Source organism: Nocardioides sp. SR21 (genome assembly GCF_022761125.1).
GTDB lineage: Bacteria > Actinomycetota > Actinomycetes > Propionibacteriales > Nocardioidaceae > Nocardioides.
Window position 1 is genome coordinate 428,251 of sequence record NZ_JAKWJR010000003.1, and the last position, 26,593, is coordinate 454,843.

The 26,593-nt window shown below is 68.3% G+C and carries 34 protein-coding genes and 1 tRNA gene; 15 read left to right on the top strand and 20 right to left on the bottom strand.

Translation table 11 applies throughout. The features are described 5' to 3' along the window. Nucleotides 1-65: 65 nt before the first annotated feature. On the top strand, nt 66-392 hold the full coding sequence (locus MJ604_RS08055) for a hypothetical protein (RefSeq protein WP_243057803.1): 327 nt from the start codon (nt 66-68) through the stop codon (nt 390-392). Nucleotides 393-440: 48 nt separating this feature from the next. Here MJ604_RS08055 and MJ604_RS08060 read toward each other — a convergent pair whose 3' ends face one another. Further along, the gene (locus tag MJ604_RS08060) at nt 441-1,562 is read right to left on the bottom strand and encodes a glycosyltransferase family 4 protein (protein WP_243057804.1); all 1,122 of its coding nucleotides are present in this window, start codon (nt 1,560-1,562) and stop codon (nt 441-443) included. 196 nt (nt 1,563-1,758) lie between these two features. On the opposite strand from MJ604_RS08060, the gene MJ604_RS08065 reads away from it, so the two are divergent. From MJ604_RS08065 to MJ604_RS08075, 3 genes are all read left to right on the top strand, one after another. Beyond that, a complete protein-coding gene (locus tag MJ604_RS08065) occupies nt 1,759-2,283 on the top strand; it encodes a DUF305 domain-containing protein (RefSeq protein WP_243057805.1) in 525 nt (174 codons plus the stop codon). A 187-nt stretch (nt 2,284-2,470) separates the two neighbouring features. Continuing rightward, a complete protein-coding gene (locus MJ604_RS08070; protein WP_243057806.1) occupies nt 2,471-2,896 on the top strand; it encodes a DUF5994 family protein in 426 nt (141 codons plus the stop codon). Between the two features lie 23 nt (nt 2,897-2,919). Next, nucleotides 2,920-3,174, top strand: a complete 255-nt coding sequence (locus MJ604_RS08075) for a hypothetical protein (RefSeq protein ID WP_243057807.1) — start codon at nt 2,920-2,922, stop codon at nt 3,172-3,174. A gap of 145 nt (nt 3,175-3,319) precedes the next feature. On the opposite strand, the gene MJ604_RS08080 is transcribed toward MJ604_RS08075, so the two are convergent. Beyond that, complete coding sequence (locus MJ604_RS08080) at nt 3,320-3,682, bottom strand: hypothetical protein (protein ID WP_243057808.1); 363 nt, start codon at nt 3,680-3,682, stop codon at nt 3,320-3,322. Between the two features lie 849 nt (nt 3,683-4,531). Here MJ604_RS08080 and MJ604_RS08085 point away from each other — a divergent pair. From MJ604_RS08085 to MJ604_RS08120, 8 genes are all read left to right on the top strand, one after another. Beyond that, nucleotides 4,532-4,774 (top strand): helix-turn-helix domain-containing protein, encoded by a 243-nt coding sequence (locus MJ604_RS08085; protein WP_243057809.1) that lies wholly within the window; start codon nt 4,532-4,534, stop codon nt 4,772-4,774. Nucleotides 4,775-4,967: 193 nt separating this feature from the next. Continuing rightward, nucleotides 4,968-5,507, top strand: coding sequence for a hypothetical protein (locus tag MJ604_RS08090; protein WP_243057810.1), 540 nt, complete (start codon nt 4,968-4,970; stop codon nt 5,505-5,507). Next, nucleotides 5,507-5,761: a hypothetical protein gene (locus MJ604_RS08095; protein ID WP_243057811.1), complete on the top strand. Its 255-nt coding sequence runs from the start codon at nt 5,507-5,509 to the stop codon at nt 5,759-5,761. Before MJ604_RS08090 ends, MJ604_RS08095 begins: the two co-directional genes overlap by 1 nt. Then, on the top strand, nt 5,761-6,114 hold the full coding sequence (locus tag MJ604_RS08100; protein WP_243057812.1) for a hypothetical protein: 354 nt from the start codon (nt 5,761-5,763) through the stop codon (nt 6,112-6,114). The genes MJ604_RS08095 and MJ604_RS08100 overlap by 1 nt, the downstream gene beginning before the upstream one ends. A 15-nt stretch (nt 6,115-6,129) precedes the next feature. Next, nucleotides 6,130-6,765 (top strand): hypothetical protein, encoded by a 636-nt coding sequence (locus tag MJ604_RS08105; protein WP_243057813.1) that lies wholly within the window; start codon nt 6,130-6,132, stop codon nt 6,763-6,765. A 23-nt stretch (nt 6,766-6,788) separates the two neighbouring features. Next, nucleotides 6,789-6,965 (top strand): hypothetical protein, encoded by a 177-nt coding sequence (locus MJ604_RS08110; RefSeq protein ID WP_243057814.1) that lies wholly within the window; start codon nt 6,789-6,791, stop codon nt 6,963-6,965. Nucleotide 6,966: 1 nt separating this feature from the next. Then, nucleotides 6,967-7,155, top strand: a complete 189-nt coding sequence (locus tag MJ604_RS08115; protein WP_243057815.1) for a hypothetical protein — start codon at nt 6,967-6,969, stop codon at nt 7,153-7,155. A gap of 253 nt (nt 7,156-7,408) precedes the next feature. Next, a complete protein-coding gene (locus tag MJ604_RS08120; RefSeq protein WP_243057816.1) occupies nt 7,409-8,665 on the top strand; it encodes a tyrosine-type recombinase/integrase in 1,257 nt (418 codons plus the stop codon). Between the two features lie 82 nt (nt 8,666-8,747). Here MJ604_RS08120 and MJ604_RS08125 read toward each other — a convergent pair whose 3' ends face one another. The 15 genes from MJ604_RS08125 to MJ604_RS08195 form a co-directional block, all read right to left on the bottom strand. Beyond that, entirely contained in the window at nt 8,748-9,260 is a 513-nt protein-coding gene (locus MJ604_RS08125; RefSeq protein ID WP_243057817.1) for a hypothetical protein, read from the bottom strand. 61 nt (nt 9,261-9,321) lie between these two features. Continuing rightward, nucleotides 9,322-10,647, bottom strand: a complete 1,326-nt coding sequence (locus MJ604_RS08130; RefSeq protein ID WP_243057818.1) for a hypothetical protein — start codon at nt 10,645-10,647, stop codon at nt 9,322-9,324. A 3-nt stretch (nt 10,648-10,650) separates the two neighbouring features. Next, nucleotides 10,651-11,808, bottom strand: coding sequence for a DUF262 domain-containing protein (locus tag MJ604_RS08135; protein WP_243057868.1), 1,158 nt, complete (start codon nt 11,806-11,808; stop codon nt 10,651-10,653). Between the two features lie 12 nt (nt 11,809-11,820). Further along, nucleotides 11,821-12,846: a hypothetical protein gene (locus MJ604_RS08140; protein WP_243057819.1), complete on the bottom strand. Its 1,026-nt coding sequence runs from the start codon at nt 12,844-12,846 to the stop codon at nt 11,821-11,823. Continuing rightward, on the bottom strand, nt 12,833-14,476 hold the full coding sequence (locus MJ604_RS08145) for an N-6 DNA methylase (RefSeq protein WP_243057820.1): 1,644 nt from the start codon (nt 14,474-14,476) through the stop codon (nt 12,833-12,835). The genes MJ604_RS08140 and MJ604_RS08145 overlap by 14 nt, the downstream gene beginning before the upstream one ends. A 234-nt stretch (nt 14,477-14,710) precedes the next feature. Beyond that, nucleotides 14,711-14,784 (bottom strand) — tRNA-Pro (locus MJ604_RS08150). A gap of 119 nt (nt 14,785-14,903) precedes the next feature. Continuing rightward, nucleotides 14,904-15,431, bottom strand: coding sequence for a DinB family protein (locus MJ604_RS08155; RefSeq protein ID WP_243057821.1), 528 nt, complete (start codon nt 15,429-15,431; stop codon nt 14,904-14,906). A gap of 39 nt (nt 15,432-15,470) precedes the next feature. Next, nucleotides 15,471-16,427: a hypothetical protein gene (locus MJ604_RS08160; protein WP_243057822.1), complete on the bottom strand. Its 957-nt coding sequence runs from the start codon at nt 16,425-16,427 to the stop codon at nt 15,471-15,473. 417 nt (nt 16,428-16,844) lie between these two features. Further along, the gene (der, locus tag MJ604_RS08165) at nt 16,845-18,194 is read right to left on the bottom strand and encodes a ribosome biogenesis GTPase Der (RefSeq protein WP_243057823.1); all 1,350 of its coding nucleotides are present in this window, start codon (nt 18,192-18,194) and stop codon (nt 16,845-16,847) included. Further along, complete coding sequence (locus MJ604_RS08170) at nt 18,191-18,952, bottom strand: 1-acyl-sn-glycerol-3-phosphate acyltransferase (RefSeq protein ID WP_243057824.1); 762 nt, start codon at nt 18,950-18,952, stop codon at nt 18,191-18,193. Before MJ604_RS08170 ends, der begins: the two co-directional genes overlap by 4 nt. Further along, nucleotides 18,949-19,620, bottom strand: a complete 672-nt coding sequence (cmk, locus tag MJ604_RS08175; protein WP_308194122.1) for a (d)CMP kinase — start codon at nt 19,618-19,620, stop codon at nt 18,949-18,951. Before cmk ends, MJ604_RS08170 begins: the two co-directional genes overlap by 4 nt. Nucleotides 19,621-19,631: 11 nt before the next feature. After that, complete coding sequence (locus MJ604_RS08180; RefSeq protein ID WP_243057826.1) at nt 19,632-20,696, bottom strand: prephenate dehydrogenase; 1,065 nt, start codon at nt 20,694-20,696, stop codon at nt 19,632-19,634. Further along, on the bottom strand, nt 20,689-21,075 hold the full coding sequence (gene aroH / locus MJ604_RS08185; RefSeq protein WP_243057827.1) for a chorismate mutase: 387 nt from the start codon (nt 21,073-21,075) through the stop codon (nt 20,689-20,691). Before aroH ends, MJ604_RS08180 begins: the two co-directional genes overlap by 8 nt. A gap of 9 nt (nt 21,076-21,084) precedes the next feature. Continuing rightward, the gene (locus tag MJ604_RS08190; protein ID WP_243057828.1) at nt 21,085-21,477 is read right to left on the bottom strand and encodes a VOC family protein; all 393 of its coding nucleotides are present in this window, start codon (nt 21,475-21,477) and stop codon (nt 21,085-21,087) included. After that, the gene (locus MJ604_RS08195) at nt 21,474-22,274 is read right to left on the bottom strand and encodes an AraC family transcriptional regulator (protein ID WP_243057829.1); all 801 of its coding nucleotides are present in this window, start codon (nt 22,272-22,274) and stop codon (nt 21,474-21,476) included. The genes MJ604_RS08190 and MJ604_RS08195 overlap by 4 nt, the downstream gene beginning before the upstream one ends. Before the next feature lie 31 nt (nt 22,275-22,305). Between MJ604_RS08195 and MJ604_RS08200 the strand changes: the two genes are divergently transcribed. The 3 genes from MJ604_RS08200 (at nt 22,306) to MJ604_RS08210 (ending at nt 24,749) form a co-directional block, all read left to right on the top strand. Continuing rightward, on the top strand, nt 22,306-22,662 hold the full coding sequence (locus MJ604_RS08200) for an STAS domain-containing protein (RefSeq protein ID WP_243057830.1): 357 nt from the start codon (nt 22,306-22,308) through the stop codon (nt 22,660-22,662). Between the two features lie 93 nt (nt 22,663-22,755). Next, entirely contained in the window at nt 22,756-23,382 is a 627-nt protein-coding gene (locus tag MJ604_RS08205) for a YrhK family protein (RefSeq protein ID WP_243057831.1), read from the top strand. Further along, nucleotides 23,379-24,749: a glutamate decarboxylase gene (locus MJ604_RS08210; protein WP_243057832.1), complete on the top strand. Its 1,371-nt coding sequence runs from the start codon at nt 23,379-23,381 to the stop codon at nt 24,747-24,749. The genes MJ604_RS08205 and MJ604_RS08210 overlap by 4 nt, the downstream gene beginning before the upstream one ends. 16 nt (nt 24,750-24,765) lie before the next feature. On the opposite strand, the gene MJ604_RS08215 is transcribed toward MJ604_RS08210, so the two are convergent. Genes MJ604_RS08215 through MJ604_RS08225 form a run of 3 tightly spaced genes read right to left on the bottom strand, consistent with a single transcriptional unit; the run spans nt 24,766 to nt 26,494 of the window. Then, entirely contained in the window at nt 24,766-25,029 is a 264-nt protein-coding gene (locus MJ604_RS08215) for a hypothetical protein (RefSeq protein WP_243057833.1), read from the bottom strand. After that, nucleotides 25,026-25,907: an RNA polymerase sigma-70 factor gene (locus MJ604_RS08220; RefSeq protein ID WP_243057869.1), complete on the bottom strand. Its 882-nt coding sequence runs from the start codon at nt 25,905-25,907 to the stop codon at nt 25,026-25,028. Before MJ604_RS08220 ends, MJ604_RS08215 begins: the two co-directional genes overlap by 4 nt. A 2-nt stretch (nt 25,908-25,909) precedes the next feature. Continuing rightward, nucleotides 25,910-26,494 carry a carboxymuconolactone decarboxylase family protein gene (locus MJ604_RS08225; RefSeq protein WP_243057834.1) on the bottom strand — a complete coding sequence of 195 codons (585 nt, stop codon included), beginning with the start codon at nt 26,492-26,494 and terminating at the stop codon, nt 25,910-25,912. Nucleotides 26,495-26,593: the final 99 nt, after the last annotated feature.

The following is a 26,593-nucleotide window of genomic DNA, read 5'->3' on the forward strand; positions in this document are numbered from 1 at the left end:
GTGCCAACCAGCCTGCCACGCCCGGCTCGTCGAGCCTCCTGGGCAGGAGACGAAGGGTGGACGTCATGCCGACGTCTCCGAACCAGCCCGCCCCGGCACTCGTGCCGCAGGGACGGCTCGAGCTGCGACGGGGCGACGGCACTCGGGACGGATCGGCGCGTCCGGCCGGGCGAGACGAGCGTTTCGTGCTCGCTTCCTGCCTGGCCGTGGCCGACGCCGCCCGCGCACGATTGCAGGTCGCTCGCCGCGGCCTCGGTCATGAGCGCGACCTGGACGCCATCCGAGCCGATCTCCTGGCGGCCTTGGAAGGGTGCGCCCAGGCGATCGCCCTTCTCGGGGCACCGATCCCGCCCCGGCTTCGCGACGAGATCACGCTCTACCGCCGCCTCTGAGCACGACACCGCACTGCTGAGTGGCCGGCTGCTGCAGGCGGCCAGGTCTCACACGGCTGCGACGCCGAGGGCCGATGGAGCCGCCTCGAGCAGGATGAGCTGCTCCAGGGACTGCACGACGCTGGCCGGCGTGGCAGGCGCTGGCCGGGCGAGCATGTCGAGGAGCTCGCGAACGGACTGCTCGACGGTGAGGTGGGCGCCGGCCCGACGTCTTGCGTCGGCCGACATCGGCCCTGCGGCGATCGCCTGCCGGATCCCGGCCCCGAGCGCCTCTGCGTTGTCCGGCTCGACGAGCACCAACGCGCCGCAGTCGGTCTCCGGCAGACCCCCGTCGTCGGAGGCGACGACGCGACACCCCGCATGCTGTGCCTCGACGGAGACGATGCCGAACGTCTCGTGCCAGTACTGGCTGTTCGAGGGCATCACCACGACGTCGTGGTCCGCCATCAGCGCCGCCATCGCGGCCGGCGTCTTGCAGGCAGGCACGACGGACACCCCGGGATGGGCGACCATGATCCGCTCGATGATCGCGCCCTGGGGCTTGTCGTTGCCCGCCGACGTCGCGGTGAAGGCGAGCTCGAGGTCCTGCTCGACGACGTCGAGGTGCAACATCTCGAGGAGGGTGTAGACACCCTTCTCCGGGCTCAGGCGGCCTGCGAACAGCACCCGAGTCCGTCCCGGCGGACGCGGGCCCCGCGCTCGGGCGGCGAACTCCGGTTCGGCGAACGGATAGATCACCTGGATGGTGGCGACGTCCACGTCGAGGTAGTCCGCCCACAACGTCGCGGCGTACCGACTCGTCGCGATCAACGTCTTGTCACGGGTGCCGGCGGTCGCGAACGCGTGGTGCTGCTCGCGGATCGGCGGCGGGTTGTGCAGGATCAGGTACGCCGGGTTGCGCGTGGGTACCTCGTGCGCCTCGTTGACGAAGATGACCGTTCCGTCGAGATCGGCCACCTCAGCGAGGCTGGCCAGGGCCAGGAACGCGACGTCGGTGAACTCCTCACGGCCGTCGTCAACGCCGAGCCCGACCGTCACGACCTTCGCGGCGACACCGCGCCGGTTCAGCTCGCGGACCTGGCCGACCGTGTAGTTCTCCGACCCTCCCGTGCCAGCAGGCAGACGGTTCCCAGGGGACCAGATGAAGAAGATCAACGCGGTGAGACTCATTCCCGCTGCCAGCCGCTGACCGCGACCAGGGCCGGTCTGCTGCGACTGCAGCAGGCCAGGGTCTCGCGCCGCGAAACTCGCTCGATCGGGGCCGCACGACGCAGCAGGGACTACTTCGTCAACGTAGCACGATGCCAAGCAGGCATGGGGATCTGCGACCCTGGCCATCCCAGGCAACCAGGCACATGATGGCGACATGACCGCAACGGTTCACCACGTCAACACGTCCGACGCCATCTTCATGCAGGAGATGATCCTGCTGCTGCGCAGAGGGGTCCAGGACGGCGCGATGGCCGACACGATGACCGGCCAGCACGGCGGTGACCCGGGACTGAGGTCGCTCGCGCGCACGTCGTCGGCCGCAGCCGTCGGACAGATCTCGGCGATGGCCTCCTGCATCGACGCCTGGAACGCCGAGTCCCGGAGCGGGGCGTATCCCAGGGATCGCGTCGAGGTCCCGGCCGACCAGCCGCTCCCCGCGACAGCGGCCACCACCAGGTACGACGAGGAGCTCGCGGACCTGCACGGCTCCGCGTTCGACGCCCGGGTCGCGCGGCACCTGATCGCGCACCACCACGCCGTCATCGATCGCTCGCGCCAAGAGATGATCGAGGGCCTGAACGGCGACTCCCGAGGCTTTGCCAGGACCGCGATCTCCCAGCACAACCGGGAGCTGCATCTGCTCGGGATGTGGCGGGCCGGCCAGCCGGCCCGTCGCTGACGCGGCAGGCCGGGGCGCACGTCGGCGGCCGGATCGGACCCGGCGTTCGGTCAGGGTCCGGCGGGTAGAGTGGAAGCAACAACCCTGCCACGCCCGGCTCGTCGAGCCCCCAAAGCAGGAACGAAGGGCGGACGTCATGACGACGTCACCGAACATGCCTCCTCTCGCACCGCAGACCCGAGGTTCCTTGCGCCTGCGACTCGCCGACGACCCGCCGCTCGGCGCCCCCGACGGCGCCTGGTGGCCCCGATCGCGGGACCTGCAGGATGAAGCCGCGGATCTCGTGGATCACTTCCCGGACTCAGCCGGACACATCTACCGACTTCTCTTCTCGCGCCCGGACTGGGACCACTCCACCAACGCCGACGGCGGTGGCGTACGCAAGATCGCGGCAGCGCGCGGCCCAGTGAAGGTCGGCTCCTTCCCCAGCGACGACACCCATCTGATGATCCTGACCATGTCGTCGGGCCGCCACCTGCGACTCGCCGTCATCCCCAGCAGCGCCACCCACGCTGACGGTGAACGCCTCCTGTCGGCGGCCGGAGCGATCGACACGACGCCCGGCGACGGTGCCGACCGGGACCGCTGGGACAACGAGGGCGGACACGACTGACCGAGGTCGGAGGGAGGCTGTCGATGGCTTACGTCATGCTGTACGGCGTCGGATGGACCCAACGCTGGCACATCGCCGAGGAGTCCATCCCACTGGTCACGTCGGCGATCGAGCGGGTCGGCCGCGACGAGTCCAGCCATCTGCCGGTCCGTGATCCCGGCACGGACGAGCCGACCACCTTGGTCGTGGCGTGGCGACACGTCGTCGCGGCGGTCGTCCTGGGGAGCGGAGAGACCGAGGGCACGGGCGACGGCGACGGCGCGGGCCAGTACCGGTAGTCACCATCGGCAGCCGGTCGGGCAAAGCGTTCGGACGACCCGACTAAAGAGGACAGCGGTGGGGCACCGTACAAGTGTCCCTTGGAGTCGGCAGTCGCACTCGACCCCGACTCCAAGGGACGTAGACCGAGGGGTGGCGTGAGGGTCAGCAGCCGACCCACACGACCTGCCGCCACCCGACCTGATCGGCCTCGACCTCGGTCCAGGCGACTCGAACCGGCCCCTCCTCACCACGGCCGGTCGGCGGAAGACAGTCCGGCCGCCCACCGTCATGAAATGCGCCGCGCGCGTCGGTCCAGGCGACGTCAAGCGGAACGGAGACGTCCCATCCGTCCCCGAGGGTGCAGCTGATGGCTCCTTCGGCGGAGAGGCAGCCGACGTCCTCGCTGACCACACGTGAGCCACGGCCCCACGTGTACCCCGCGAAGATCCCTGCCACGAGCACCAGGACGAGAACGACGGCTATCCACCGATAGCGGAACAACAGCTCCCGAGACGTGGAGGTCATGGCGGGAGTGTGCCAGGTACCGCGGGACCGGCTGACGATCAGCTGTGACGCGCGCCGTGACGGCGAGCCCGTCCAGCAGCAGCGCCGACGCAGCTCAGATCCCAGAGACGCTTCAGGCCCGGCGATCCGTGGATCACCGGGCCTGATTCCGCAGGTGCGAGGCCATCTCTGGCCTCCCTGCATTCGGTCGGGCTGACAGGATTTGAACCTGCGACCCCTTGACCCCCAGATTCCGGAAAGCTGTTCGCAGGGATCCCCCGCTGACCCGCAAGATGACACGTAATCCCAGGTCAGAGGCCCTTCGGGTCGCACGCGATCATCCTGGAACAACTACGGTCGATTCACGCAACTCGCGGCCATAAGGTTGTTCGTAAGGTTGTCGCGCCGAACGCCGCTCCGCGCGACCGCATCACCCGCATCCCGGAGGACCGGCACGAGTGACGAGTGGCTTAGCCACGCAGCGCCCATCAACTCTGCGTTTCAACGGGCCTCCGTGCTGGCCCGGCTCAACGGGTGTCGTCCGTGTTCGTGCAAGATCAACGCGAGTTCGCCCATTAGCAACCGTGTGATCTGCGTCACAGTGAGTTTTCTACTGAGTACTCCTGAGTACTACCGCTTATCCGATCCTCGCGCGAGCCGCACGCGTGCTCCCGGAAACCTGCCCTACTGGCTTGCATGCGCCCCCGGCGACGGGAAGGCTTCTACCCGTACACCGACGAGCACCGAAAGCCCGTCGCGAACCGGCACGGGCCTCCAAAGGGCCTCGGTCGAATCTGCGTAAACGGGGCGGTCCATCCGCCAAGAAGTCCCGCCCCGTCACGCGTCTACCCCAACTAAAGAAGGAGTTCCATGACGACGGTACACAATTCGCCGCCGATCCTCAGCGTCAACGAGTCGCGCTGGTACCTCGGAGGGATCGGGCGCACCTCCATGTACCGCCTCATCAACGCGGGCGAGGTGGACGTGATCCGCGTCGGTGCGCGCACGCTCATCACCGTCGCGTCGCTCGACAACTACATCAAGCGTCACCACCAGACCAACGCTGCCGGGCCGAAGTGCCACAACGCGGGGGTCCAGCTCGGGGCGAGCTGATGGGCGGCCCCGTACGCGTCGCTCCCTTCCGCCGCGAGACGTACGGCCTGCCTCCCGGCCCCCCGCCGTGGCCGTGTCCCTGGTGTCTCGCCCCCGCCGGGATCGCATGCACGACGCGGGGATGTACCCGGCTGCGGCTCCGGTCCAGCGCCAGCCGCATGCACCCGTCGCGCATGGTCGCTGGCAGCGGCAGGTGACGGTCCGGGCGGGAGGCGGCTACTGGTACGCCCACGCCATCCGGGAGAGCGCCCTGCCGCCACCGTCCCGTCACATCGCGCTGACGCTGGCCGGGGTCGCTGACAACGACAGCGGCGAGGTACGCGTCTCGCTGAAGTGGCTGGCCGGTTCGACGGGCCTGGCGCTCTCCACGGTGAAGACCCACCTGAACAATCTCGAGAACGGCGCGTGGGTGATCCGTCATCGCCCGCCCGTCTGGAAGGCGCGCCAGGAGGGCGAGCGGACGCGGTACGTCCTGACGTACCCGCACGGGGTCATGGCCGGGAGGCGGCCTACCCATGGCCGGGAGACTGCTGAATCTCGGCCGGGACGCGGCCACGTTTCTACTGAAACTAAGGCCGTCACCGCCCTGCGGGGCGACGACCCCCACACCCTTCCGCACGCGTACGGGGGCGCGTGCGCCTGCCCGAACTCGCGCCCGACCACTGACGGCGACTGCGTCGCCTGCGGTGGATGCATTCCAACCAACGACAGCAACAGGGAGAACACCGACTGATGCCTCACTACCCGGTGCAGCTCGACTGCGCCCAGCCCGGCTGCGATGCCATCGCGGTCATCGACTACGCGCACGTCGCGAACCTGACCGCTTCCGGCGGGTACGTCTGCCCGCCGCACAACGATCACGTCACGGACTTCATCGACTCCTGCATCCAGTGCGGTGCATCTGTGCGTGGCTGCGCGGCGCTGACCATCAACGCCGGACGGCGCTGCTGCACCGCCTGCGACGGCACCCACAGGGAGAAGCACTGATGCCCGCCGACATCACCCACGCCGACAACTGCCCTCGCCCGAGGACGCACCGCTACATCGACGCGCAGGGCAACGAACGAGGCATGTGCGACAGCTGCGCCGCCATGGCGCTGCTCCGCATCAAGCCCCGCAACACGAAGCCGCGCCCGGTCATGGCCGCGACCACCGACTCCAACCCGGCCCGACTGGCCCGCATGTGTCCGGAGTGCACCCGCCGCGAGTCTCGCGACCAACGCCCCGGACGGCGCGACGGACGGTGCACCTCGTGCTGGGACGCCGCACGTCGCCGCCCCAACCGCGCAGGCAAGCGCAACCGCAACACCGCCCCACCGACCTCCCGCAACATCGACTGAGACGAAAGAACCCACATGACCCGCATCCGCACTGCCCTCCCCTCGGGGGACCCCTACCGCAGCACCGCCGTCCCCCTCGACGCGCTCCCGAAGAACATCGCCACCCTCCTGGCTGAATACCGCAAGCTGACCGCCCGCGCTGATGCTGCACAGGGCGAGCGCAGCAACCTCTCGTTCAATCGCCACGCCGACGACAGCGAGGCCAAGCGCCTCGACGCCGAGGCCGCCGACCAGGCCGCGCGCACCGGAAAGCCGCTCAACGGCACGCCCAACGCCGACGCCCTCATCCGCCGCCGCGCGACCGTCGAGCACGAAGCCGCAGCGCTCGCCGATGCCGTCGAGCTGGTTCGCGGCGATCTGACGAACGCGATCATGGAGCACTACGCGTCCGACACGGCTCGTACCGCCATGCAGGACGCCCGTACGCGCCTGCTGAAGGCCTCCGAAACCTTCGCCGAGGCCCTCCGGCACGCGGCGTCCGCGAAGGCCCTGGACGACTTCCTCAACGGCATGGAGTGGGACACCTCCGTGTACGTCGCGCTCACCGACATCGCCCCGGACACGCAGAACCAGCTCGGTCCATACCTGTACGACATCCCGCCCCTCAATGCTCTGCCCATCGTGGCCGCGCTCGGCCACATCGCCGACTGACCAACCCTCCGAGAGGAAGCAACATGACCGAGAACATCCGCTCTTCCACCGACAACGCCCGCACCCGCATCGCCGCCGCCCAGGCCGCGCGCGTCCCCACCGACGCCCAAGGCAACCCGCTTACGCCGCCGACCACGTACACCTACGACGAGACCGGGCGTCTCATCGCCGCGACGCCCGCCAACAAGAGCAGCAACTGACGTGCCCCGCTCGTCCCACGTCCGGATGACGCCCGTGCAGGACCGCCGCCACGCCGGCCAGTGGTTCCTGTTCTGCGGCGAGTGCGGCTGGCAGTCCGTCCAGCTCAACCGCACCCTCGCTGACATCGCCATCAGCCAAGCCGCACCGCACCACCTGCACGACAACAACCCCAGCCACACGTCCGACTGAACCCGGGCACCGAGACGTGGCGGGCGCGGCCATCTCCTACCGTGCCCGCCACACCCGATCACAGCCCCAGACAGTTCATCGACGGATCGACGGTCTCGAAATGTTTGAACCCTCCGCACCAATCGGAGCCCTCCCCGGCGGTCCTGGGACCAGCCATTGATCGGAGGTACTCCCCGGGGGTGGGACAACTGATTCGACAACCTTATTCGCAATCTCGCCTTGGCAACGTCAAAGGGTCACTAGCATGGTGCGCATGACAACCGAGGAACGCCGTCGCCGCCACAAGGGCGAGGGCCAGGTGTTCAAGGACTCGCGCAGCGAGGGCAGGTGGATCGCGCGGGTCGAGTACGAAGACCCGATCACGGGCCGGATGAAGCGGGTGCAGGGAAGTGCCGAGAGCGAGCACAAGGCCACGAGGCTGCTGCCCGACCTCCGGAAGAAGGCCGAGAAGGCGAAGGCGGGGCAAGCCCCTGCACAGGCCGCCGCGCGCGGCACCTTCGGCGAGTACGCCGACCGGTGGGTGACCACCACCCTGGCAGTTTCACCTCGTAAGAAGGACTCCACGAAGGCGCTGTACGGATCGCTGGTGAAGCACCACATCGTGCCGTCCAGGTTGGGTCAAACGACGATGCGAAAGGTCACGCGGCCGGCTGCAACCGCGTTTGTGGCGGAGCTGCGATCCAAGGATGTGCGCCGCCCCGGTAGGGATGGAGTGCTGCCCGGAACGACGGCGAGGCATCTGGCCGCGAGCACGATCCGACAGACGTTCATCGTCGTGAGCATGATCGCGGACGAAGCGGTGAAGGACGGTGTGCTCGCGTCCAACCCGTTCAAGACGATCGAGCGACCTGAGGAGGACCGTCACACCGAGGCCGAGGTGCTGACCCCGGAACAGGTTCGCAAGCTGTTGGCGGCCGCTCTCGGCGCAGGCGGGCCCGACGATCCGGATTCACGCGCTCACTCGCTTATCGCATTCACGGTCGGCACTGGCGTCCGCAAGGGCGAGGCGCTCGCGCTGCGGTGGGAGGACGTGAACCTCGACGCCGGGACGATCCATGTTCGGGGCACACTCTCGCGCCGCGGCGGTGCGCTTGTGCGGGACGAACCGAAGACCAAGAAGTCGCGTCGTCACTTCGAGGTATCCAGCGATGTCGTGGAGACGCTGCGAGCGGTGAAGCGGCGGACTGCGCGAGAGCGGCTCGCCGCCGGACCCGCGTGGGAGGACACCGGCTACGTGTTCGTGACGGAGAAAGGCACGCCTGTTGACCCGCGAAACGCACACCGCGACATCAACCGCCTGGCGGGCTTGGCCGGCCTGCCCAAGATCGGAATGCACACCCTGCGCCACACCGCGGCGACGCTCATGCTCAGCCACGGAGTGCCGATCTCGACCGTCAGCATGATGCTGGGTCACGCGAGCATCACCATCACGGTCGATACATATGGCCACTTGCTCCCGCAGGCGGCACGGCAAGCCTCCGACGTCCTTGCCAGAGCGCTGCAGGGCTGACCCCAGCGCGGGCGCGGAGGTCAAACGCGAGACTCTCGCCCAACGCCCCGCGCTACTGATAGGACGCGAGCCCTACCCCGTCTCAGGTCTCTGGTGTGTGGATCAACCGGATCAGTTCCTCAGCTTGCGATTGCCACGTGGAAGCCTCGGCTTGAGTCAGATCCTCCCGCGCCCGATCGACGTCGCCGAAGCGGTCAGCGAGGGACTCGTAGAGGGCGTCGGCTTGAGTTCGAACGGACTTCGTCGGATGTCCCCAGGCGACCGCACGAGCGACATCGAGGACCTCCGATGTCTTGCTAAGGACCGTCTTCTCGGTCCCCGGAAAGTGATACGCCCCGACGTCCTCGAAATGGATGTCGTAGGCAAGTTTGGTGGCCCAGAGCGCTAGCGACTCGGCCATCGGCAGGAACGTGGCACGGGCAGCGTCGTGAGCGGCCTCCCGCCGCAAGGATGCTGCGTGCGCCTCCTCCGCCTCTCGCTCGGTCTTACGCGCCCTGCGGTCCAGCCAGTTCGTCAGCAGAGAAGTCAGGTTGTTGGCAACGCCGGCCACGAGACCAGATGTCACGGCGACGAGGAACCAGTCCGAAGCATCCATGTCCGCAGTCTGGCGCAACGCTTGGACCGCTGATCGATCCCTGGCTCAAGTTTGTCACCAGCTATGACCACGCGGCGCGGAGTTCCTCCACAAAGACCTGGGTCTCGCCAGGATGGAGTTCGGCCCAGAGCGCAGGTAGTACCTGCAGCACCAGCGGTCGTCCATACTCTTCGCCCAACTTGTTGACCCAGTCGTGACAGTCCTCCCCTTCGATGGATGCCAGGAAGGGCCTGAGTCGTTCTTCGGTGGTCATCAGCCGTTCTGCAAGCGCGGCAACCTCCGAGGCGAGACTCTGCATGAGCTCGTCCGGATCCTCATCGGTCGGCAGAAAGACGCCACCCCAGCGCTTGTCCTTTGTCGCGCCTAGCGTTCCGCGCTGGTCTCCGTCGAACGCATACGCGAAGCGCACCTCTGGCTGGGGCGGCTTCGGGAGATGCTTGTGCAGCTCCTTCAGGTAGCCGTCGCCGTCTCCGCCCCACAGAAACACCGTCCGCCGAACCTGTAGAGGATCCACAGCCGCCACCAGGGCCCTGGCCAATGCACACGCAGACTCGTCTTCGGCAAAGACGATGCTGTCAACGGGCGGCCGCGACAACAGACTGATCGCAACCATCGGATCATCGGTCGAATGCGAGGCAGTCGTCTCCCCCGCTTCGTTGACCTGCAGGAGGGTGAAGCCTTGGTTGTACGTCGCGAGGGCAATCATTTCTTCGGAGTGGGTGCTCAGCACCAAGGACCAGTTGCGCTTGAGGCACACATGCAGGAGGCGGGCGAGCAGGCTGTGGACGCCAACTGGTGGGAGGTAGGCGTCCGGTTCGTCCAACAGCAGAACGATGCCCTGCTCCTCTCGGAAGAGTTCGAGAACCCAAAACAGGAAGTGGACTGAGAACTCCCCGAGTCCCATGTCCTTGGACGTGTAGCTATGCCCGCGGTACGTCGCGCGGAAGTACGGGATCAAGGACTGGTCGCCTAACCAGCGAAACCGATCGGCCACCTCCGGATCGTCGGGCTCGATTTCCAGCGAGAACCAGTCGATCGAGTCGTACGAGCGGCCGACGATCTTCTGGATGTCCTTGAGGCGGTCATCGCTCGGACCCAAGGGATCCACTTCGTCGGTCATGGCGTCGAAGTCATCGCGCGATCGGTAAAGGATCAGCGCTTGTTCGGTCAGGTGGTGCAGATCGACTAGGAGTGCCCTGTCCCCTAGATGCGCCTCCAACTTGCGCAGTAAACGGCTCTTCCCCGCGCCGTTACGACCACCTAGCACGGTGCAGGGTCTTGCCAGATCGATGGTCGTGCCACTCCCGACCTCGAACGGCTCGGAGCCGGCTTCCGCCCGTGCCTTGATGAGGCTGCCCCAAACTGCGGCCTCTTTCGCTGCGCGCACGCCTTACCTGCGCTCGACTAGGGGTTCGCCCCACATCGTCTCGTCAGCGAACTGGAAAACAAGGGACGACGCGTCGTAGCGAGGATGGTCAACCAGGTGCTGTATGAACGCCTTTGAGCCGCGATTCTCCTGAGTGGCATAGAAGCCTACGGAGAACAGGTGGATCGCAAGGTCGCGGGCGACGACGGAACTAACATCGGTGACCCGATACGAGGCCCGGTCGTCATAGATGGACACGACCGATAGAAGCCGCTCTACATCACGGGGCAGGTCAAGTTCCTCCCGCCGCTTGAGACGCCGCCTCTCGTGTTCGAACCGCGCCAGAAGATCGATCGGAATCGAACCCGCTTCTTGGGGTGCCCAGTGGCAGTACAACAGCCACGTTTGCAGTGTTCCCTTATTGAACTTGACGCCGGCCATTGCGTTGACGACCTGGGACATCAGTTCGCGTCCCGCTTGGCGCACCGCCTCGATCGTCGAAGTTGAGAACTTCTGATCGCGGTAGTAGTCCTCGACCACGTTGTTGTTGATGTGCTTCCGCAACGTGTTGCGCTCAACCGCCACACACGTACGGGCCACGATGTCGTCATAGGCGAGCCGCTGATTGTTGAACCCAATACGTTCACGCTGGAGCAGTCCCCAGTCTTCCATTTCACGCACTAGGTCCTTGACCTGGTTGCGCGCGACTCCATGAAGCGCATTGCGCTTCTCGGGCGGCGTCAGGTTGTACGACTGATTGAGACGGAAGAACAATTCGTTCGGCTCGCCGGGCGAATGTCCGCTCAGGTAAACGACCGGCAGGGGGAAACGCCTGAATGCGCGCTGCCTACTTTCAGGCAGATCAGAGAACCGGAGACCGCCGTAGCTAGCGATCTCTTCCGAGAACGGCTCGGTCGTTCCGTCCACGGTCAACTTGTCCGCAAAGAAGTCCCGGATTGTCGCCAACCGTTGCTGACCATCGAGCACCAGTTCGCGATCATTCTCGCGAACGATGTGGACTGCCGGGATGTACCAGTCGCGCAGGATGGTGTCGATGAGACGACGGCGACGCCTCTCGTCCCAGATCTCGCCGCGCTGAAACTCGGGCTGCAAGTCGAGCTCATCGTCCATGATTCGTCGGACGATCGTCTCAAGCTCGATGTCCGTTCGATGGGCTCTCATCACGGCTTCACTCTAAGGCTCAAGGGTGGCGTCGCTATTCACTTTTCCACCGGTGCCCTGTGCACGCAGGGCGCGCGCGTTCCCGTGAAAGTTGACGGGAGTGTTGTCGAGAAGCACGTTCAGCATGACGTCGAAGAACCGTGCGGGACTGACCTCTTCGGGAACCAGGTCATGGCGAAGCGTCACCGCAGGCAGAGACGACAACCTCTGCTCGATCTCGTCCCGCCGCAGGTCCAACTCGAGTTGTGGGTCCGGCTCTGGGACGACTGCGTCATCGATCGGCGCTGACTCGGCCTCATCCTCCTCGGCCAAAACGCCCCCGCCATACTCAGGCACGATCAGTGCGACCGCGTGGTAGGCGTCGTCCTCCCGCCCGAGCTTGGTCAGCAGATCGACGAGCCAGTGAGCCTTATCCGGCGTCTCTACCCAGCACGTCGAGCGCAGACCGTAGACGAACCCTGTGGCCGCTTGGGGGTACCGCAACCGCAGGTTCTTCGAGTCGCCGTAGGACTCCTCGACCCGATTCGCAGCGTTCTTCCCGAACGAGGAATCCATGCGCTTCGTGGAGATCATCAACTCCGGGCCGGTTGACCAGTGACTGAGCACGACATCAACCTGCTTGAGGTAGTTCTTCCCAAGGATGTTTGCGGAACCGCCTACGGTTCCCCCAAAGGTGGTGCCGCCCTTGGAAAGGCGTTCCTGGATCTCGTTCTTCGTTCGCACATACTGCTTGTCAACGAACCGAAGAAGATCCGACGAGATCACGCGTGGCGGGGACTCGCGGGGCCACACGGCGTCCGGGTCGAGGCCAGACCGGCGCAACTCGTACGCAACCCACACGTCGAGGGCGAGGGCTGGAACCCCTGAGGTCGAGTCCGCGCCGAGAAGAAGAGGCACGGCGAGGAGCCGCTCCAACGTCTCGAAGTCAGGGACGAACTTGCCCCGGGCCCAGGGGTTGACCTGCCGCTTCGACGCTCCCGTAACGAGCGCATCGAACATCGGCCATGCGAGTGCCTTCTTCGAGTCATCCTTCGCCACGCGAGCCGCCTCTACCTCTGACCGCACGCCTCGAAGCAAGATTCGCTCGGTCGAGTCGGATCGCAGCCAGGTCGCGCCCGCTCAACCCAAGTGCCCCTGTGAGGAGGACGCCGTCCACGAGCGATACGGCATCGAGCAGTCGCCCTGCACGCAATGAGGCTGCCACCGCAGGTCGCAGGGACCTCAAAGTGTCGCGATGCGCATTCACTAGTTCCGAAGACGGCATCGGAAGTCGATCCGCCTCGCGCGGCTCGATCTTCAGCATCCCGCCCCCATAGGCGCGTCCCACAACCTCAGCGCCGAGGAGGGTGACGGAGTTCAACGATGCGAGCGGGAGCAGGCTTCGTCCCAGCTCGCGAACCCCCGCGTTCAGATACACGCCGTGCACCGAGTTCAGATGATGCGCCTTCGCTCGATTGGTCGCCAGGCGCGGGGTGTCGGCGTTCATGTAGGTCAAGAAAAGGTCGGCCGGCCGTAGATACGGGACTCGCCACCAGGTGCTGCGCACACGACACTTGTAAGCAGTGTGGACGTCGAGGTCCTCGCCAGACTTGATGTAGCGCCAAGCAGCCCGAGAAGGTTCGCCGTCGGGCCGAAAGAGGTATGTCGCCTCTCCTTGCGATGCGAGGCGCTCCAATCCGATCGATGTCAGCGTTAACGAACGGAGATGGCGTGACCCGGGGGGCGACAACGGCACAACGTCGGTATCCGTCAGTCCTAGCGCGGCGACCTTGCCGGGACCCATCGTGAAGAACTTGTTGTTACCGGTGACCATGCCTAACGTCGTGTCGCCCCACGCCTCTAGAACATCGATTCCATCCAGTCCGAGAGCGGACGAGTAAGCGGCGAATCCGTGCGAAGACATGAGCCCAGCCGACCAACGAGCGCCACGCGCTGGAGGAGTCCAACGACGGGCTGATGCGAGATCGGTGAGGTCACCGGCACCGCCGACCTGGATCAGGCTCATGTGGTCCGTGCCGTTGTGCCCTTCCGCATCGAAGCCATCCGCGAGCAGAAGAACAGCCTCCACTTCGATGCCGGGGAAGACACGCTCCTCAAAGAGCACCAACGTCACGTCGCCGAAGTGGTCCATCAGAAACTGCCTTACCGGCGCTGCATAGTTCACCGTCAACAGCTCGGCCGGGAGGACCAATCCCAGACGGCCCCCATCGCGCAGGTGAAGCGCGGAGTGAACCGTGAAGGCAGCCCACGAACTCGCAAGATTCGTGAGATTGACCCCCGCACCCAGGGCCGCCGCAAGAGACGCCTTGCGGGCCTCGCCGGTCCAACCCTGATACCGAACGTACGGAGGGTTGCCGACGGCTGCATCGAATCGTCCAAACTCAGTGTGAGCGAAGAAGTCACCGGTATGAACGGAGGCACGGATGCCGTCACGGTTGAGCGTACGTTCCGCTTCCCGTGCGGACGCCGGGTGGATCTCCACCCCGACGATCCGTCCTTTGTGCTCACGGCTGATCTGATGCAAGAAGACCGCCTCGCCGCAGGACGGTTCGATCACAGCGTCGGCAGACGACCGAACGGCCCAGTCGGTGACGAACCGAGCCACCTTCTCAGGCGTGAAAAACGCTCCACGGGCCTTTCGCAGGTCTGCAGAATCACCGGGGAGCATGAGTCAGATCCTCTCGCACGTACGTTCGAGTGCAAGGCCGACCCGCCGTACTTGTGCATCCCGGAGAGTCGTATTGCCAGCCGAGTAATGCTGGAAGCCTCGCTACCTACTCCGGAGCAGCCAGTAGAACCGGTAGCCATCTTAAGGTGGCAGATAAGGTTGTAAGACCAATCAGAGGCTGGATCCGGGGAGTCCTACTCCCCGGATCCAGCCTCTGACCTGCGGTTTCTTCGGTCGGGCTGACAGGATTTGAACCTGCGACCCCTTGACCCCCAGTCAAGTGCGCTACCAAGCTGCGCCACAGCCCGAACGGTCCCCGGAAGGACCGCAGGAACCTTATCGCAGCCGGGCGCCGGTGTCGGAATCGGGTCGTCCGCCTGCCAGACGTAGGACAACGTGAGAGGCGGACGACCCGAGCAGGCAGCGGTCAGCCCATCGACTTCTGGCCGTCGATGGTCTCGCGGATGATGTCGGCGTGACCGGCGTGCTGGGCGGTCTCGAGCGCGATGTGGATCAACGCGCGGCGCGCCGACCAGGTCGCGCCGGCCGGGAACCACGGCGCCTCGGGCAACGGGTGCCGGCTGTCGAGGTCGACGGTGCGCACGAGCTCGTCGGTCACGGCCGCGGCGTCGGAGTGATCCTTGAGCAGGCCCTCGAGGGTCTCGTGCTCGAGCATCCGGAAGCCGTTCTGGAACTCGAGGACCTCGGCGGGCGGGTTGCTCCAGTCGACGCTCGCCCAGTCCACGTCCGGCCGCTCGGCCGGACCGTTCACGATGAAGTCGGCCCAGCTCTTCTCCATCGCGGTCACGTGCTTGATGAGGCCACCGAGCGACAGCTCGCTGGCGGTCGGGGTGGTCCGGGCGGCGTCGTCGGAGAGGCCCTGGACGGTGAACCGGAAGAGCTCCCGGTGCTTGGTGAGGAGGTCGATCAGGTCGTCGCGCTCGGTGTTCGTCATGACCAGCACGCTACGAACGCATCCGGTCAGAACCTGACCTCAATCAGAATCGACCGCGGCCGAGTCCGGCGACACCTGCAGCGATGAGGTGTCGACCGCGACGAACGCCGATGCCGGGATCCGCTTGAGGTCCTCGATCAGGAACTCCGGCCAGCGCCGGTTCTGCTCGCCCTGGAAGAACCACGGCGACCCGTTGTCGGCGAGCACGAGCCCGTACTTCTTCATCGCGTCGATGACCGCGATGGCGTACGTCGAGAACCCGTGGGTCCGGAAGTCGGCCCTCAGCCGGAACCGCGCCCCCATCGGCGGATAGGCCAGGCCGCTCCGCGAGCCGGCGTCGTGCCGGGCCGGCCACAGGTGGTGGGTGCTCGTGACGTCGGTGGTGAACCGGATCGCGTGGTCGACGTTCCCGGCCCTCACCTCGTTGAACCGCAGCAGCCCGGGCAGGATCGGCAACCCGGCCGCATCGGCCGAGGTCCACCCGTCCGGGCGCAGCCTGTTCGACCTCAGCGACCACACCGCGCCGGAACCGGCGACCCAGCCACCCCGGCGCACGCGGGTGTTCCAGGTCTCGTAGAGCTTGCAGGCGCCCTTGTCGACGACGATCGCGTGCTTGTCCCCCGACGACCCGCGGCCGCCCTCGATCCGGGTGCCGCGGCCGAGCGGGTAGCGCACCTTGTCGCTCTCCCCCGCGTAGTCGAAGCGCACCCGCAGCTTCGGGTGAGACGACTTCACGACGGTGATCGGGATCCCGTAGTCCGGCCCGTCGCCGTACGACGGCCCGAAGTCCGGGTGCAGGTCGGCACCGGTCGACATGTGCGACAGCCACTGCCGGCTGCGCGCGTGCACGGGCAGGTCGCTCACGTCGGCGCGCCACCAGTTGTCGGCCGGGAACTCCGAGCAGCTGGTGCCGGCGATCGGCTTGGCCTGCACGGCCGCGCCACCGAACGGCACCGCGAGCAGAACGGTCAGACCGAGGGCCACGAGTCTCCTCATGGCCCGACGGTAACCCGGGCCACGCCGTGCACCGAATGGTCACCAACCGCGCGTGAGGGCCCCGAAAATGTGCGGTTGGTGACCATTCCGCAGCGATCATCCATGCCAGCGGTGCGTGGGCAACCATTCACGACGCAGAAACGGTTGCTGACACACCGCTCACACAACCACCGGGCGGCCGTGCACCGAATGGTCACCAACCGCGCATCAGAGCCCTGAAATCTGCGGTTGGTGACCATTCCGCAACGACCACCGAAGCCAGCGGTGCGTGCGCAACCATTCACGACGCAGAAACGGTTGCTGACACACCGCCGACACCACCACCAGGCCCCAGCGCACCGAATGGTCACCAACCGCGCATCAGAGCCCCGCAAACCTGCGGTTGGTGACCATTCCGCACATCTCCGGGCACGCAGATCAGCGCTTGCGCTTCTCCCGCGGACGCTGGTTCAGCACGATCGGCGTACCGACGAAGCCGAACTCCTCGCGGAGGCGACGCTCGATGAAGCGTTCGTACGACGCATCGAGCTTGCCGCTCGTGAAGAGGACGAACGTCGGGGGCGCGGTCGAGACCTGGGTGCCGAACAGCACGCGCGGCTGCTTTCCACTGCGCACCGGGTGCGGGTGCTCGGCGACGAGGCGGCCGAGGAAGGCGTTGAGCGCGCCGGTCGAGATGCGCGTCTCCCAACCCTCGATGGCCTTCTCGAGCGCGGGGACCAGGCGGTCGATGTGCCAGCCGGTGCGCGCGGTGATGTTGATCCGCGGCGCCCACTGCACCTGCACGAGGTCACGCTCGATCTCGCGCTCGAGGTAGTAGCGGCGCTCCTCGTCGACGAGGTCCCACTTGTTGAAGGCGATGACCAGCGCGCGGCCGGCCTCGCGGACGGTCTGCAGGATGCGGACGTCCTGCTCGGAGATCGACTCCCCGCCGTTCAGCACCAGGACGGCGACCTCGGCGCGGTCGATCGCGGTCGACGTGCGCAGCGACGCGTAGTACTCGTGGCCGGACGCCTCCTTGACCCGCTTGCGGATGCCCGCGGTGTCGATGAAGCGCCAGGTCTGGCCGCCGAGCTCGATCAGCTCGTCGACCGGGTCGACGGTGGTGCCGGCGACGTTGTCGACGACGACCCGCTCCTCGCCCGCGAGCTTGTTCAGCAGCGAGGACTTGCCGACGTTCGGCTTGCCGACGATCGCGATCCGGCGCGGACCGCCGACCTCCTCGAAGGTCTGCGGCGGCGTCTCGGGCAGCGCGGCGAGGACCGCGTCGAGCATGTCGCCCGAGCCGCGGCCGTGGAGCGCGGAGACCGGGTACGGCTCCCCCAGCCCGAGGTTCCACAGGCCGTACGCCTCGGCCTCGGTGCGCTGGTCGTCGACCTTGTTCGCCGCGAGCACGACGGGCTTCTTCGACGCGCGCAGGATCTTCACGACCGCCTCGTCGGCGTCGGTGATCCCGACGGTCGCGTCGACCACGAACAGGACGGCGTCGGCGAGGGTCACCGCGATCTCGGCCTGCGCGCGGATCGCCTCGGCGAGGCCCCTCGCGTCCGGGTCCCAGCCACCGGTGTCGACGACGGTGAAGGCCCGCCCGTTCCAGTCGGCGTCGTACGACACGCGGTCGCGGGTGACGCCGGGGATGTCCTGCACGACGGCCTCGCGGCGGCCGATGATCCGGTTCACCAGCGTGGACTTGCCGACGTTGGGCCGGCCGACGACGGCGAGCACGGGAACCGGACCCGATGCAGTGGCTTCGGGCGTGGGCTCGGTCATGGTGCTCCTTGATCGGTAACGCCGGTGGCGGGGTCGGGATCGACATCACGGCCCGGCAGCGGGCCGGGCAGCTCCTGCCCGGTCAACGCGCGCGCCTGGTCCAGAAGGACCAACATGTGCTCCCGCAACAACAACGAGTGCTTCTCGACTTGTTCCCGTGTTCTCGGCCACGCGACGGCGTCGACGTGGAACGGCTCGCCGAAGACCATGTCGACCTGCGCGCCGCGGCGCGGCAGCGAGCCGCTGGTGCCGCCGGGCTCGCGGCTGCCGAGCATGATCACGGGTACGACGGGAGCGCCGGACACGAGCGCGAGGTACGCCGCGCCGCGGTGGAACCGCTGGAGGTCCCCGCTCCCGCGGCTGCCCTCGGGGTAGATGCCGATCGCGCGCCCGTCGCGCAGCGCGCGCAGGCAGGTCTTCACGGCGTCGGGGTCGGTGTTGAACCGGTCGAGCCGGATCTGGCCGGCCCAGTACAGGAACCGGCCGAGGACGCCCTTGAACATCTCCTGCTTGGTCAGCGCGTGCACCGGCCGCGGGGCGTAGATCGCCAGCATCGGCCCGTCGATGACGCCCACGTGGTTGGACGCGAAGATCACCGGGCCGGTGGCCGGGACCGCGCCGGTCTCGTGGATGCGGACGTCGTACCGACGCCGGAGCAGCCAGGCCGCGAGCGGGCGCAGGCCGTGCAGCATGAACCGCGGCGGTGCCTTCTTCTGGTCGCTGCGCGGCGGCGCGAGGTGCTCGGCGCCGCTGTTCATGTCCGCGCCTCGGCGGCCTCGACCAGCCCGACGACGAGGCCGATGACCTCGTCGAGGGAGTACGGCGTGGTGTCGATGTGCACGGCGCCGTCGGCCATCACGAGCGGCGCGGTCGCCCGGCCGGAGTCGATCCTGTCGCGCGCCAGGAGCGATGCCTGGGTGGCCTCGACGTCGGCGCCGCCCTGCTCGGCGGCTCGACGGATCGCGCGGGCGGAGGGGTCGGCGCTCAGGTAGACCTTCACCGGCGCGTCCGGGACGACCACGGAGCCGATGTCGCGCCCCTCGACGACGATCCCGCCGTCGGAGGCGATCACGTCGCGCTGGAGCCGGAGCAGACGGGCGCGCACCTCGGGGACGGCGCTGACCGGCGAGACCGCGGCGTTCACGTCGTCGCTGCGGATCGCGACGGCGACGTCCGCGCCGTCGACGGTGATCGTGGGCGCGAGCGGGTCGGTGCCGGACACGATCTCGGGCTCGTCGCAGCGGGCCGCGACCGCGGCCGGGTCGTGCACGTCGACGCCCTGCGCGAGCATCCAGCAGGTCATCGCGCGGAACATGGCACCGGTGTCGAGGTACCGCAGCCCGAGGCGGTCCGCGACACCCCGCGAGGTGCTCGACTTGCCGGATCCGGAGGTGCCGTCGATCGCGACGACGAGTGGGCTGCTCACGGGCCCACAGCCTACCGGTGGGTCACCCATCCCCGGGATTCGAGCGAGGCCAGCAGGTGCTCGCCGCGCGACTCGTCGACCAGCAGCTCGACCAGACCGACCGCGCGGCCCAGGTCGTGGTCGATCCGGACGTCCTCGATGTTGACCTCGGCCTCGCCCGCCGCGGCGAACAGGCGCGCCAGCACGCCGGGTTCGTCGGGCACCGAGACGAACACCGACGCCATCGGGCGCACCGGCCCGCCGTGCTTGCCCGGGATCGCCTTCGTGCCATCGACGCCGCGATCGAGCAGCACCCGCAGCCCGTCGCGGTCGGCCTCGGTGAGCGCCTGGATCATCGAGTCGAGACCGGCGCGCACCTCGGTCAGCAGGTCGACCACGGCCACGGAGTTCGCGGCCACGATCTGCCCGTACAGGTCCGGGCTGCCCGCGGCCACCCGGGTGACGTCGCGGACTCCCTGACCGGAGAGCTTGAGGTAGTCCTCGGGTGCGTCCGCGAGCCGCCCGGCCACCAGCGAGGCGACCAGGTGCGGCACGTGCGACGTCCGCGCCACCGCTCGGTCGTGGTCCTCCGGGCTGAGCCGGACGACCACGGCGTTGCACAGCGCCACGAGCTGCTCGACGAGCGCGACCGCGACCGGGTCGGCGTCGGCGTGCGGCGTCACCGCCCACGGACGGCCCTCGAAGAGGTCCGCGGCGGCGGCCAGCGGGCCGGAGCGCTCGCTGCCGGCCATCGGGTGACTGCCGACGTAGCGACGTACGCCGGGCTCCCCCGCGACCGCGGCGAGCGGGCCGCTCTTGACGCTGCCGACGTCGGTCACGACGGCGTCGCTCGCGTGCAGCGCGTCGGCGATCGCCCGGCCGAGGTGGTCGGGCGGCACCGCGACCACGACGAGCTGGGGCCGGTCGTCCGGCTGGCGCGGCCGGCCGGCACCGAGGGCGGACGCGGTCCGCAGGTGCTCGGCCGACAGGTCGGTCAGCAGCACCTCGAGGCCTGCGCGCCGGCAGGCCAGCGCGATCGACGTACCGAGCAGGCCGGTGCCGACCACCTCGACCGGCCCGACCAGCGCGTCACTCATCGTCGGGGACCGCGTGCACCCGGGTGAGGTCACGGCGCAGCGCGGCCGCGCCGTGCAGGTAGACGTGTGTGATGTCGGAGCGCGGCAGGTCGGTCTCGACGTGCGCCATCATCCGCACGACCCGCGGCATCGAGCCGTCGATCTCGAGCTCCCGGGCACAGATCAGGGGGACGTCGCTGAAGCCGAGGATCCGCGCCGCATAAGCCGGGAACTCGGAGTTCAGGTCGGAGGTCGCGGTGAAGATGATCGAGATGAAGTCCTCGACGTCGAGCCCGTTGGACTCCATGACGTCGGTGACCATCTCGGCCACCCGCTCGAGCATGTGCTCGCGGACGTCCTCGTCGAGCTGGGTCGCTCCTCGTACTGCCCTGACTGCCACGCGGACACATTAACGGGGTTGGTAGCTCCCGAAGGACCAGTGATTGCCCTCTGGATCCTCGACGCTGCCGCCGCGGCCGCCGTAGTCCTGGTCGACCATCTCCCGGAGCACGGTCGCACCCGCCTCCACGACCCGGTCGAAGACCGCGTCCGGGTCGTCCGCGACGAGGTACGCCGCCGACCCGCCGACGTTCGCGACCGCCCCGCCCTCACGGACGCTGCCGAACATCAGGCCGCCTCCCCCGGGCCAGAGCCACTCGGCGTGCTCGACGACGGACGGATCCGTCTCGGAGCGGTACGTCGCGTGCTCGACGAACCCGATCGCGGTCAGGAACCCGATCATCGCGTCGGCGTCGCGGAAGGACATCGTGTGCCAGAGCTTGACCTCTGCTGCGGTACTCATGCGTGCCACTCTTCCTCGCCGGCGGCACCGAGGTCTTGGAGGAATGGGAACTCCTCGCGCAGCCAGGTCGTCGGCGTGCAGCCGGCCAGCTCGCTCCACTCACGGGTGAGGTGCGACTGGTCGGCGTACCCGCACCGGTGCGCGAGCTCGGCCAGCGGGACGCGCCCCATCAGCGAGCGGGACGCCGCGAAGCGACCCAGCCGCTGCACCTGCTTCGGCGCCAGACCGCACTCCGCGCGGACCAGCCCCACCAGGTGCCGCCTGCTGTACCCGACCTCGTCGGCCACCTCCTGCACCGCGGCGCCCCGGGTGAGCCGGGCCAGCGCCCGCCCGACCTCCGCGCGCGGCGCCGGGACGTCGACCAGCGCGGCGGCCAGCGTGTGCTCGACCAGCGCCGCCCAGGCTGCGGGCGGTGTCTCGTGCAGCCGCTCCGGCAGCGCGCGCAGCCACGGTGCGACGTCGTCCAGCTCCAGCAGCTCGCCGGCGAGCGCCGCGGCAGGCAGCCCGAACAGCGCCCGCGCGCCGGCGGTGGTGAGCTCGAGCTGGACGCCGGACTGGTGCCCGTCGTGGTGGATCTCGGCCGGGTGCGCGTGCAGGCCCGACACGGTCGACCAGCGGCGCGCGCGGCTGCCCGGCGCGCCGGCCCACCCCACGTCCAGCGGCTCCCCGACGGGCAGCACGAACGTCAGCGTCGTGCCCGGCAGCCCCCGGTGCACGCCCGGCTGTCCGAGCGCGACGTCGTACGCCGTCACCGAGGCGACGTACGGCGCGAGCGGCCCACGGACCGAGGAAGCCATGCAAACACCGTATCCGGGGTACAACTGCTCCGTGTCCACCGAAGAACAGCTCACGATCGTCGTCGAGCACCACGACGGCGCCGCCGTCGTCCGCTGCTCCGGCGAGGTCGACCTCGCCACCGTCGGCTCCCTGCGCGCCACGCTCCAGGAGCTCCAGGTGGACGGGCCGTCGCAGCTCGTCCTGGTGCTCGACGAGGTGACGTTCATGGACTCGCTGGGCCTCGGCGCGCTCATCGGCGCGTACAAGCGGGCCAAGGTCCTGCAGGGGTCGATGGTGCTCGTCTGCACCAGCGGCCCGGTCCTGAACGTGCTGCGGGCGACCTCGCTGGACCGGGTGTTCCGCATCCACGACGACCTGGGAGACGCGCTCACCGCGGTGCTCGTGTAGTACCCGGGTCACCCGATCCGGGGGGTGTGGTCCCTCCGTAGGCGCCGCAAGACTCGCAGCATCACTCCTGCGCGCCTGAACTCGACGATCGCCGTGCTGTTCATGATCGGCTCGGCGTGCTTCGTCCTGGGCTCGGTCCCCGCCTACCTCGACGCGGTGGGCGCCCACGCGGACGCCTGGACGTACGTCGTCGGCGCGGTCTTCTTCACGTCTGCGTCGTTCTGCCAGCTGCTCCAGGCCCAGACCCCGGCGATGACCTCGGCCGACCAGCTCTCCCAGCACCGCCGGACGCCCGTGCGCTGGTGGGCGTGGCTGCCGCACGACCGCGGCTGGATGGCCGCCGCCACGCAGTTCCCCGGCACGCTCTGCTTCAACGTCAGCACCATCGCCGCACTGGCGACGTACACCTCGACGCAGGCTGAGAACCAGCACGTCTGGCGCCCGGACGTGTTCGGCTCGACGCTGTTCCTGATCTCGAGCTGGTACGCCCTGCGCGCCCTGCCCGGCCTCATCTCCTGGCTGAACATGATCGGCTCGATCCTGTTCGGCATCTCGGCGATCGGCGCCTTCGTGCTGCCCAGCGGCTCGGCCGTCGACGACGTGGCCGCCGTCGGCGGCACCCTCCTCGGCGCCGCGTGCTTCCTCGCCGGCGCCGCCCTCATGCTCCCGGCGTGGTCCCGCGCCGTACGTCAGTCCCCACCTGAAGGAGAACCCACATGACCAGCTCGTACGACGCCGACGCCGCCCTGTTCGGCAACCGGTTCGCGGTCCAGGACACCCCCGACCGCTTCTTCCCGCCCGGCGGCATGGCCGCCAGCGACGCGTTGCGGCTGGTCGCGGAGGACCTCGCCATCGAGGGCGACCCGGCCCGCAACCTGGCGACGTTCGTGACCACGTGGATGGAGCCGGAGGCGCAGCGGCTGATCGCCGAGAACCTGCACCGCAACTTCATCGACCACGCCGAGTACCCGCGCACCGCCGAGATCGAGCAGCGCTGCATCCGGATGCTCGCCGACCTCTTCCACGCCCCAGGCGAGACCACGGGCGCGCGCACGCAGGGCTCGTCGGAGGCCATCATGCTCGGCGCACTGTCGCTGAAATGGAACTGGCGGGCCCGCCAGCAGGCCGCCGGCCGTCCGACCACGAACCCGAACCTGGTGTTCGGCGGCGACGTGCACGTGGTGTGGGAGAAGTTCTGCCGGTACTTCGACGTCGAGCCGCGGATCGTGCCGCTCCGGCCGGACAAGTACACGATCGGCCCCGAGGACGTCGAGCCGCACATCGACGAGAACACCATCGGCGTGGCCGCGGTCCTGGGGACGACGTTCACCGGTCACCGCGACGACATCGTCGGCATCAACGACCTGCTGGTCCGGATCCGCGACGAGCGCGACATGGACATCCCGCTGCACGTCGACGGCGCCAGCGGCGGCTTCGTGTGGCCGTTCCTCTACCCCGACTCGAAGTGGGACTTCCGGCTCGAGCAGGTCCGGTCGATCAACGTCTCCGGGCACAAGTTCGGCCTGGTCTACCCGGGCGTCGGCTGGCTGATCTTCCGCGAGAAGGCCGACCTGGCCGCGGACCTGGTGTTCAAGGAGAACTACCTCGGCAAGACCGACGAGACGTTCACGCTGAACTTCTCGACCGGCTCCGGCATGGTCCTCGCCCAGTACTACAACTTCGTCCGCTTCGGCCGCGCCGGCTACACCTACAAGCTGAAGAACATGCAGCACAACGCGCACCGCCTCGCCGACCGGCTCGAGGAGATGGGCCGCTTCGAGATCATCGGCCGCGACCACGAACAGCTCCCTCTCGTCGCGTTCCGCCTCGCGGGCGAGGCGCCGTACGACGAGTTCGACATCGCCTGGCAGCTCTCCGCCGAGCGCGGCTGGATGGTGCCGGCGTACACGATGCCGCCGGACGCCCAGGAGGTGACGATCATGCGCGCGCTGGTGAAGGAGACCTTCAGCCAGGAGCACGTCGACACCCTCGCCCGCGACATCGCCGAGGCCTGCGCGACGCTGCAGGCCAAGGGCGGCGCCCACGAGTCCGAGCGGGCCAAGATGGTGGTCGGCCCGGGGCACTGACCCGAAGCCTTCCGGCTCAGTCGTCCTCGATGTAGCCGGTCGCGGGATCGACCGCGTCGAGGAAGCCCCGGATCGACTCCACGTGCTGGTCGGTCGTGCGCCTTCGTCCGTCCGAGCCACGGCTGGTGAACCCGTAGCCGACGGCCGGCCCGCCCGGCGCGCCGGCCAGCCGCGTGTAGTGGTAGGCGCCGGGCTGCGACAGGTCGTACCTGACGCTGAACTCGAACCCGTCGACGGTGACCTCGAACGCGTCGGGCGAGACGTCCGAACCGCTGCTCACCGGGTCAGCGCCGTCTCGACCTCGAGGCTGCCGAGCTTGTGCGGGTTGCGCACGGCGTAGATCCGGCTGATCCGCCCGCCGTCGACGAGGAACATGATCGCGGTGTCGTGCCCGTCGTCGGTCCCCGTGATCCGGGCGCCGGGCGCCCCGTTGAGCAGCACCGGGAGGACGGTGGCGCCGGCGCCGAACTTCGGGAACGCACGCAGCAGGTTCGCGACCTTCTTGGCGCCGGAGACCGGGCTGGTGAGCGCCTGCGCGATCCCGCCCCCGTCGGCCACCAGGACCACGTCGGGCGCGAGCGCGTCGAGCAGGCCCTGCAGGTCGCCACCGGTCACGGCCGCGAGGAAGCGATCGACGACCTCCTGCTGCTCGGTGCGGCTGACGTCCATCCGGGGCCGCCGGGCCGCGACGTGCTCCCGCGACCGGTGCGCGATCTGGCGTACGGCGGCCTCGGACTTGTCGACCGCCTGCGCGATCTCGCCGTACGGCAGGTCGAAGACCTCGCGCAGCACGAACACCGCCCGCTCGGTCGGGCCGAGGGTCTCGAGCACGGTGAGCATCGCGAACGACACGCTCTCCGCCAGCTCGACGTCCTCTGCGACGTCCGGCGAGGTCAGCAGTGGCTCGGGCAGCCACTCGCCGACGTAGTCCTCACGCCGGCGGGCGTTCGACCGCAGCCGGTCCAGGGCCTTGCGGGTGGTCATCCGGGCGAGGTAGGCCCGCGGGTCCCGGACCTCGGCGCGGCCGTCCGGCCCGATCGCGTCCCACCGGATCCACGTGTCCTGGACGACGTCCTCGGCCTCGGCGGCCGAGCCGAGCATCTCGTAGGCGACGGTGAAGAGCAGCCCGCGATGGGCGACGAACGGGTCCTCGGGCACGGTCACGACCCTACGGTGGCACGCTCAGCCAGCGGCTTCAGTCCGCACGCCGCAGCGAAGCCGTCCGACTCGATGCCGAGGGCGACGTTCGCCCGGGTCGTGAAGTTGGCGAAGGCGACCACGGCGGTCAGCTCGAGCAGGGCCGCATCTCCGAGCTGCGACCGCAGCGAGGCGACCATCTCGTCGGTCACGGTCGGCTCGGTCCCGGTCATCGCCTCCGCGTAGCCGAGCACCTCGCGCTCCAGGGGCGAGAAGACGCCGGAGTCGCGCCAGCGCGGGATCTCGCGTGCCTTGGTCATGTCGAGATCCTTGTTGTGCGCCTCGAAGTAGTTGAAGTCCAGGCACCACGTGCAGCCGACCATCGACGCAACGGCCATGTGGGCGAACGACTTGAGCTGCTCGTCGCACCGGTCCCACTTCTTGACCTTGCCGCCGACGGCGGCCATGTCCATCAGCAGCTTCGGGTGGTGCCAGTAGACCCCGATCGACGTCGGCACCCGGCCGAGGGTCTTCATCGCGAATCGCTTGATCAGCGCGCCCTTGAAGCCGGTGATCTCGGCGGCGGGGATGCGGGTCGTTCCGGTCATGTCGTCCTCCTGTGGTGGTGAGTACGACATCAAGACGCCGGCCGTCGCCGGTCTGTGACAGCTCCGCGAGAAGTCGCTCCCGCGTGACCTGTTTCGGGC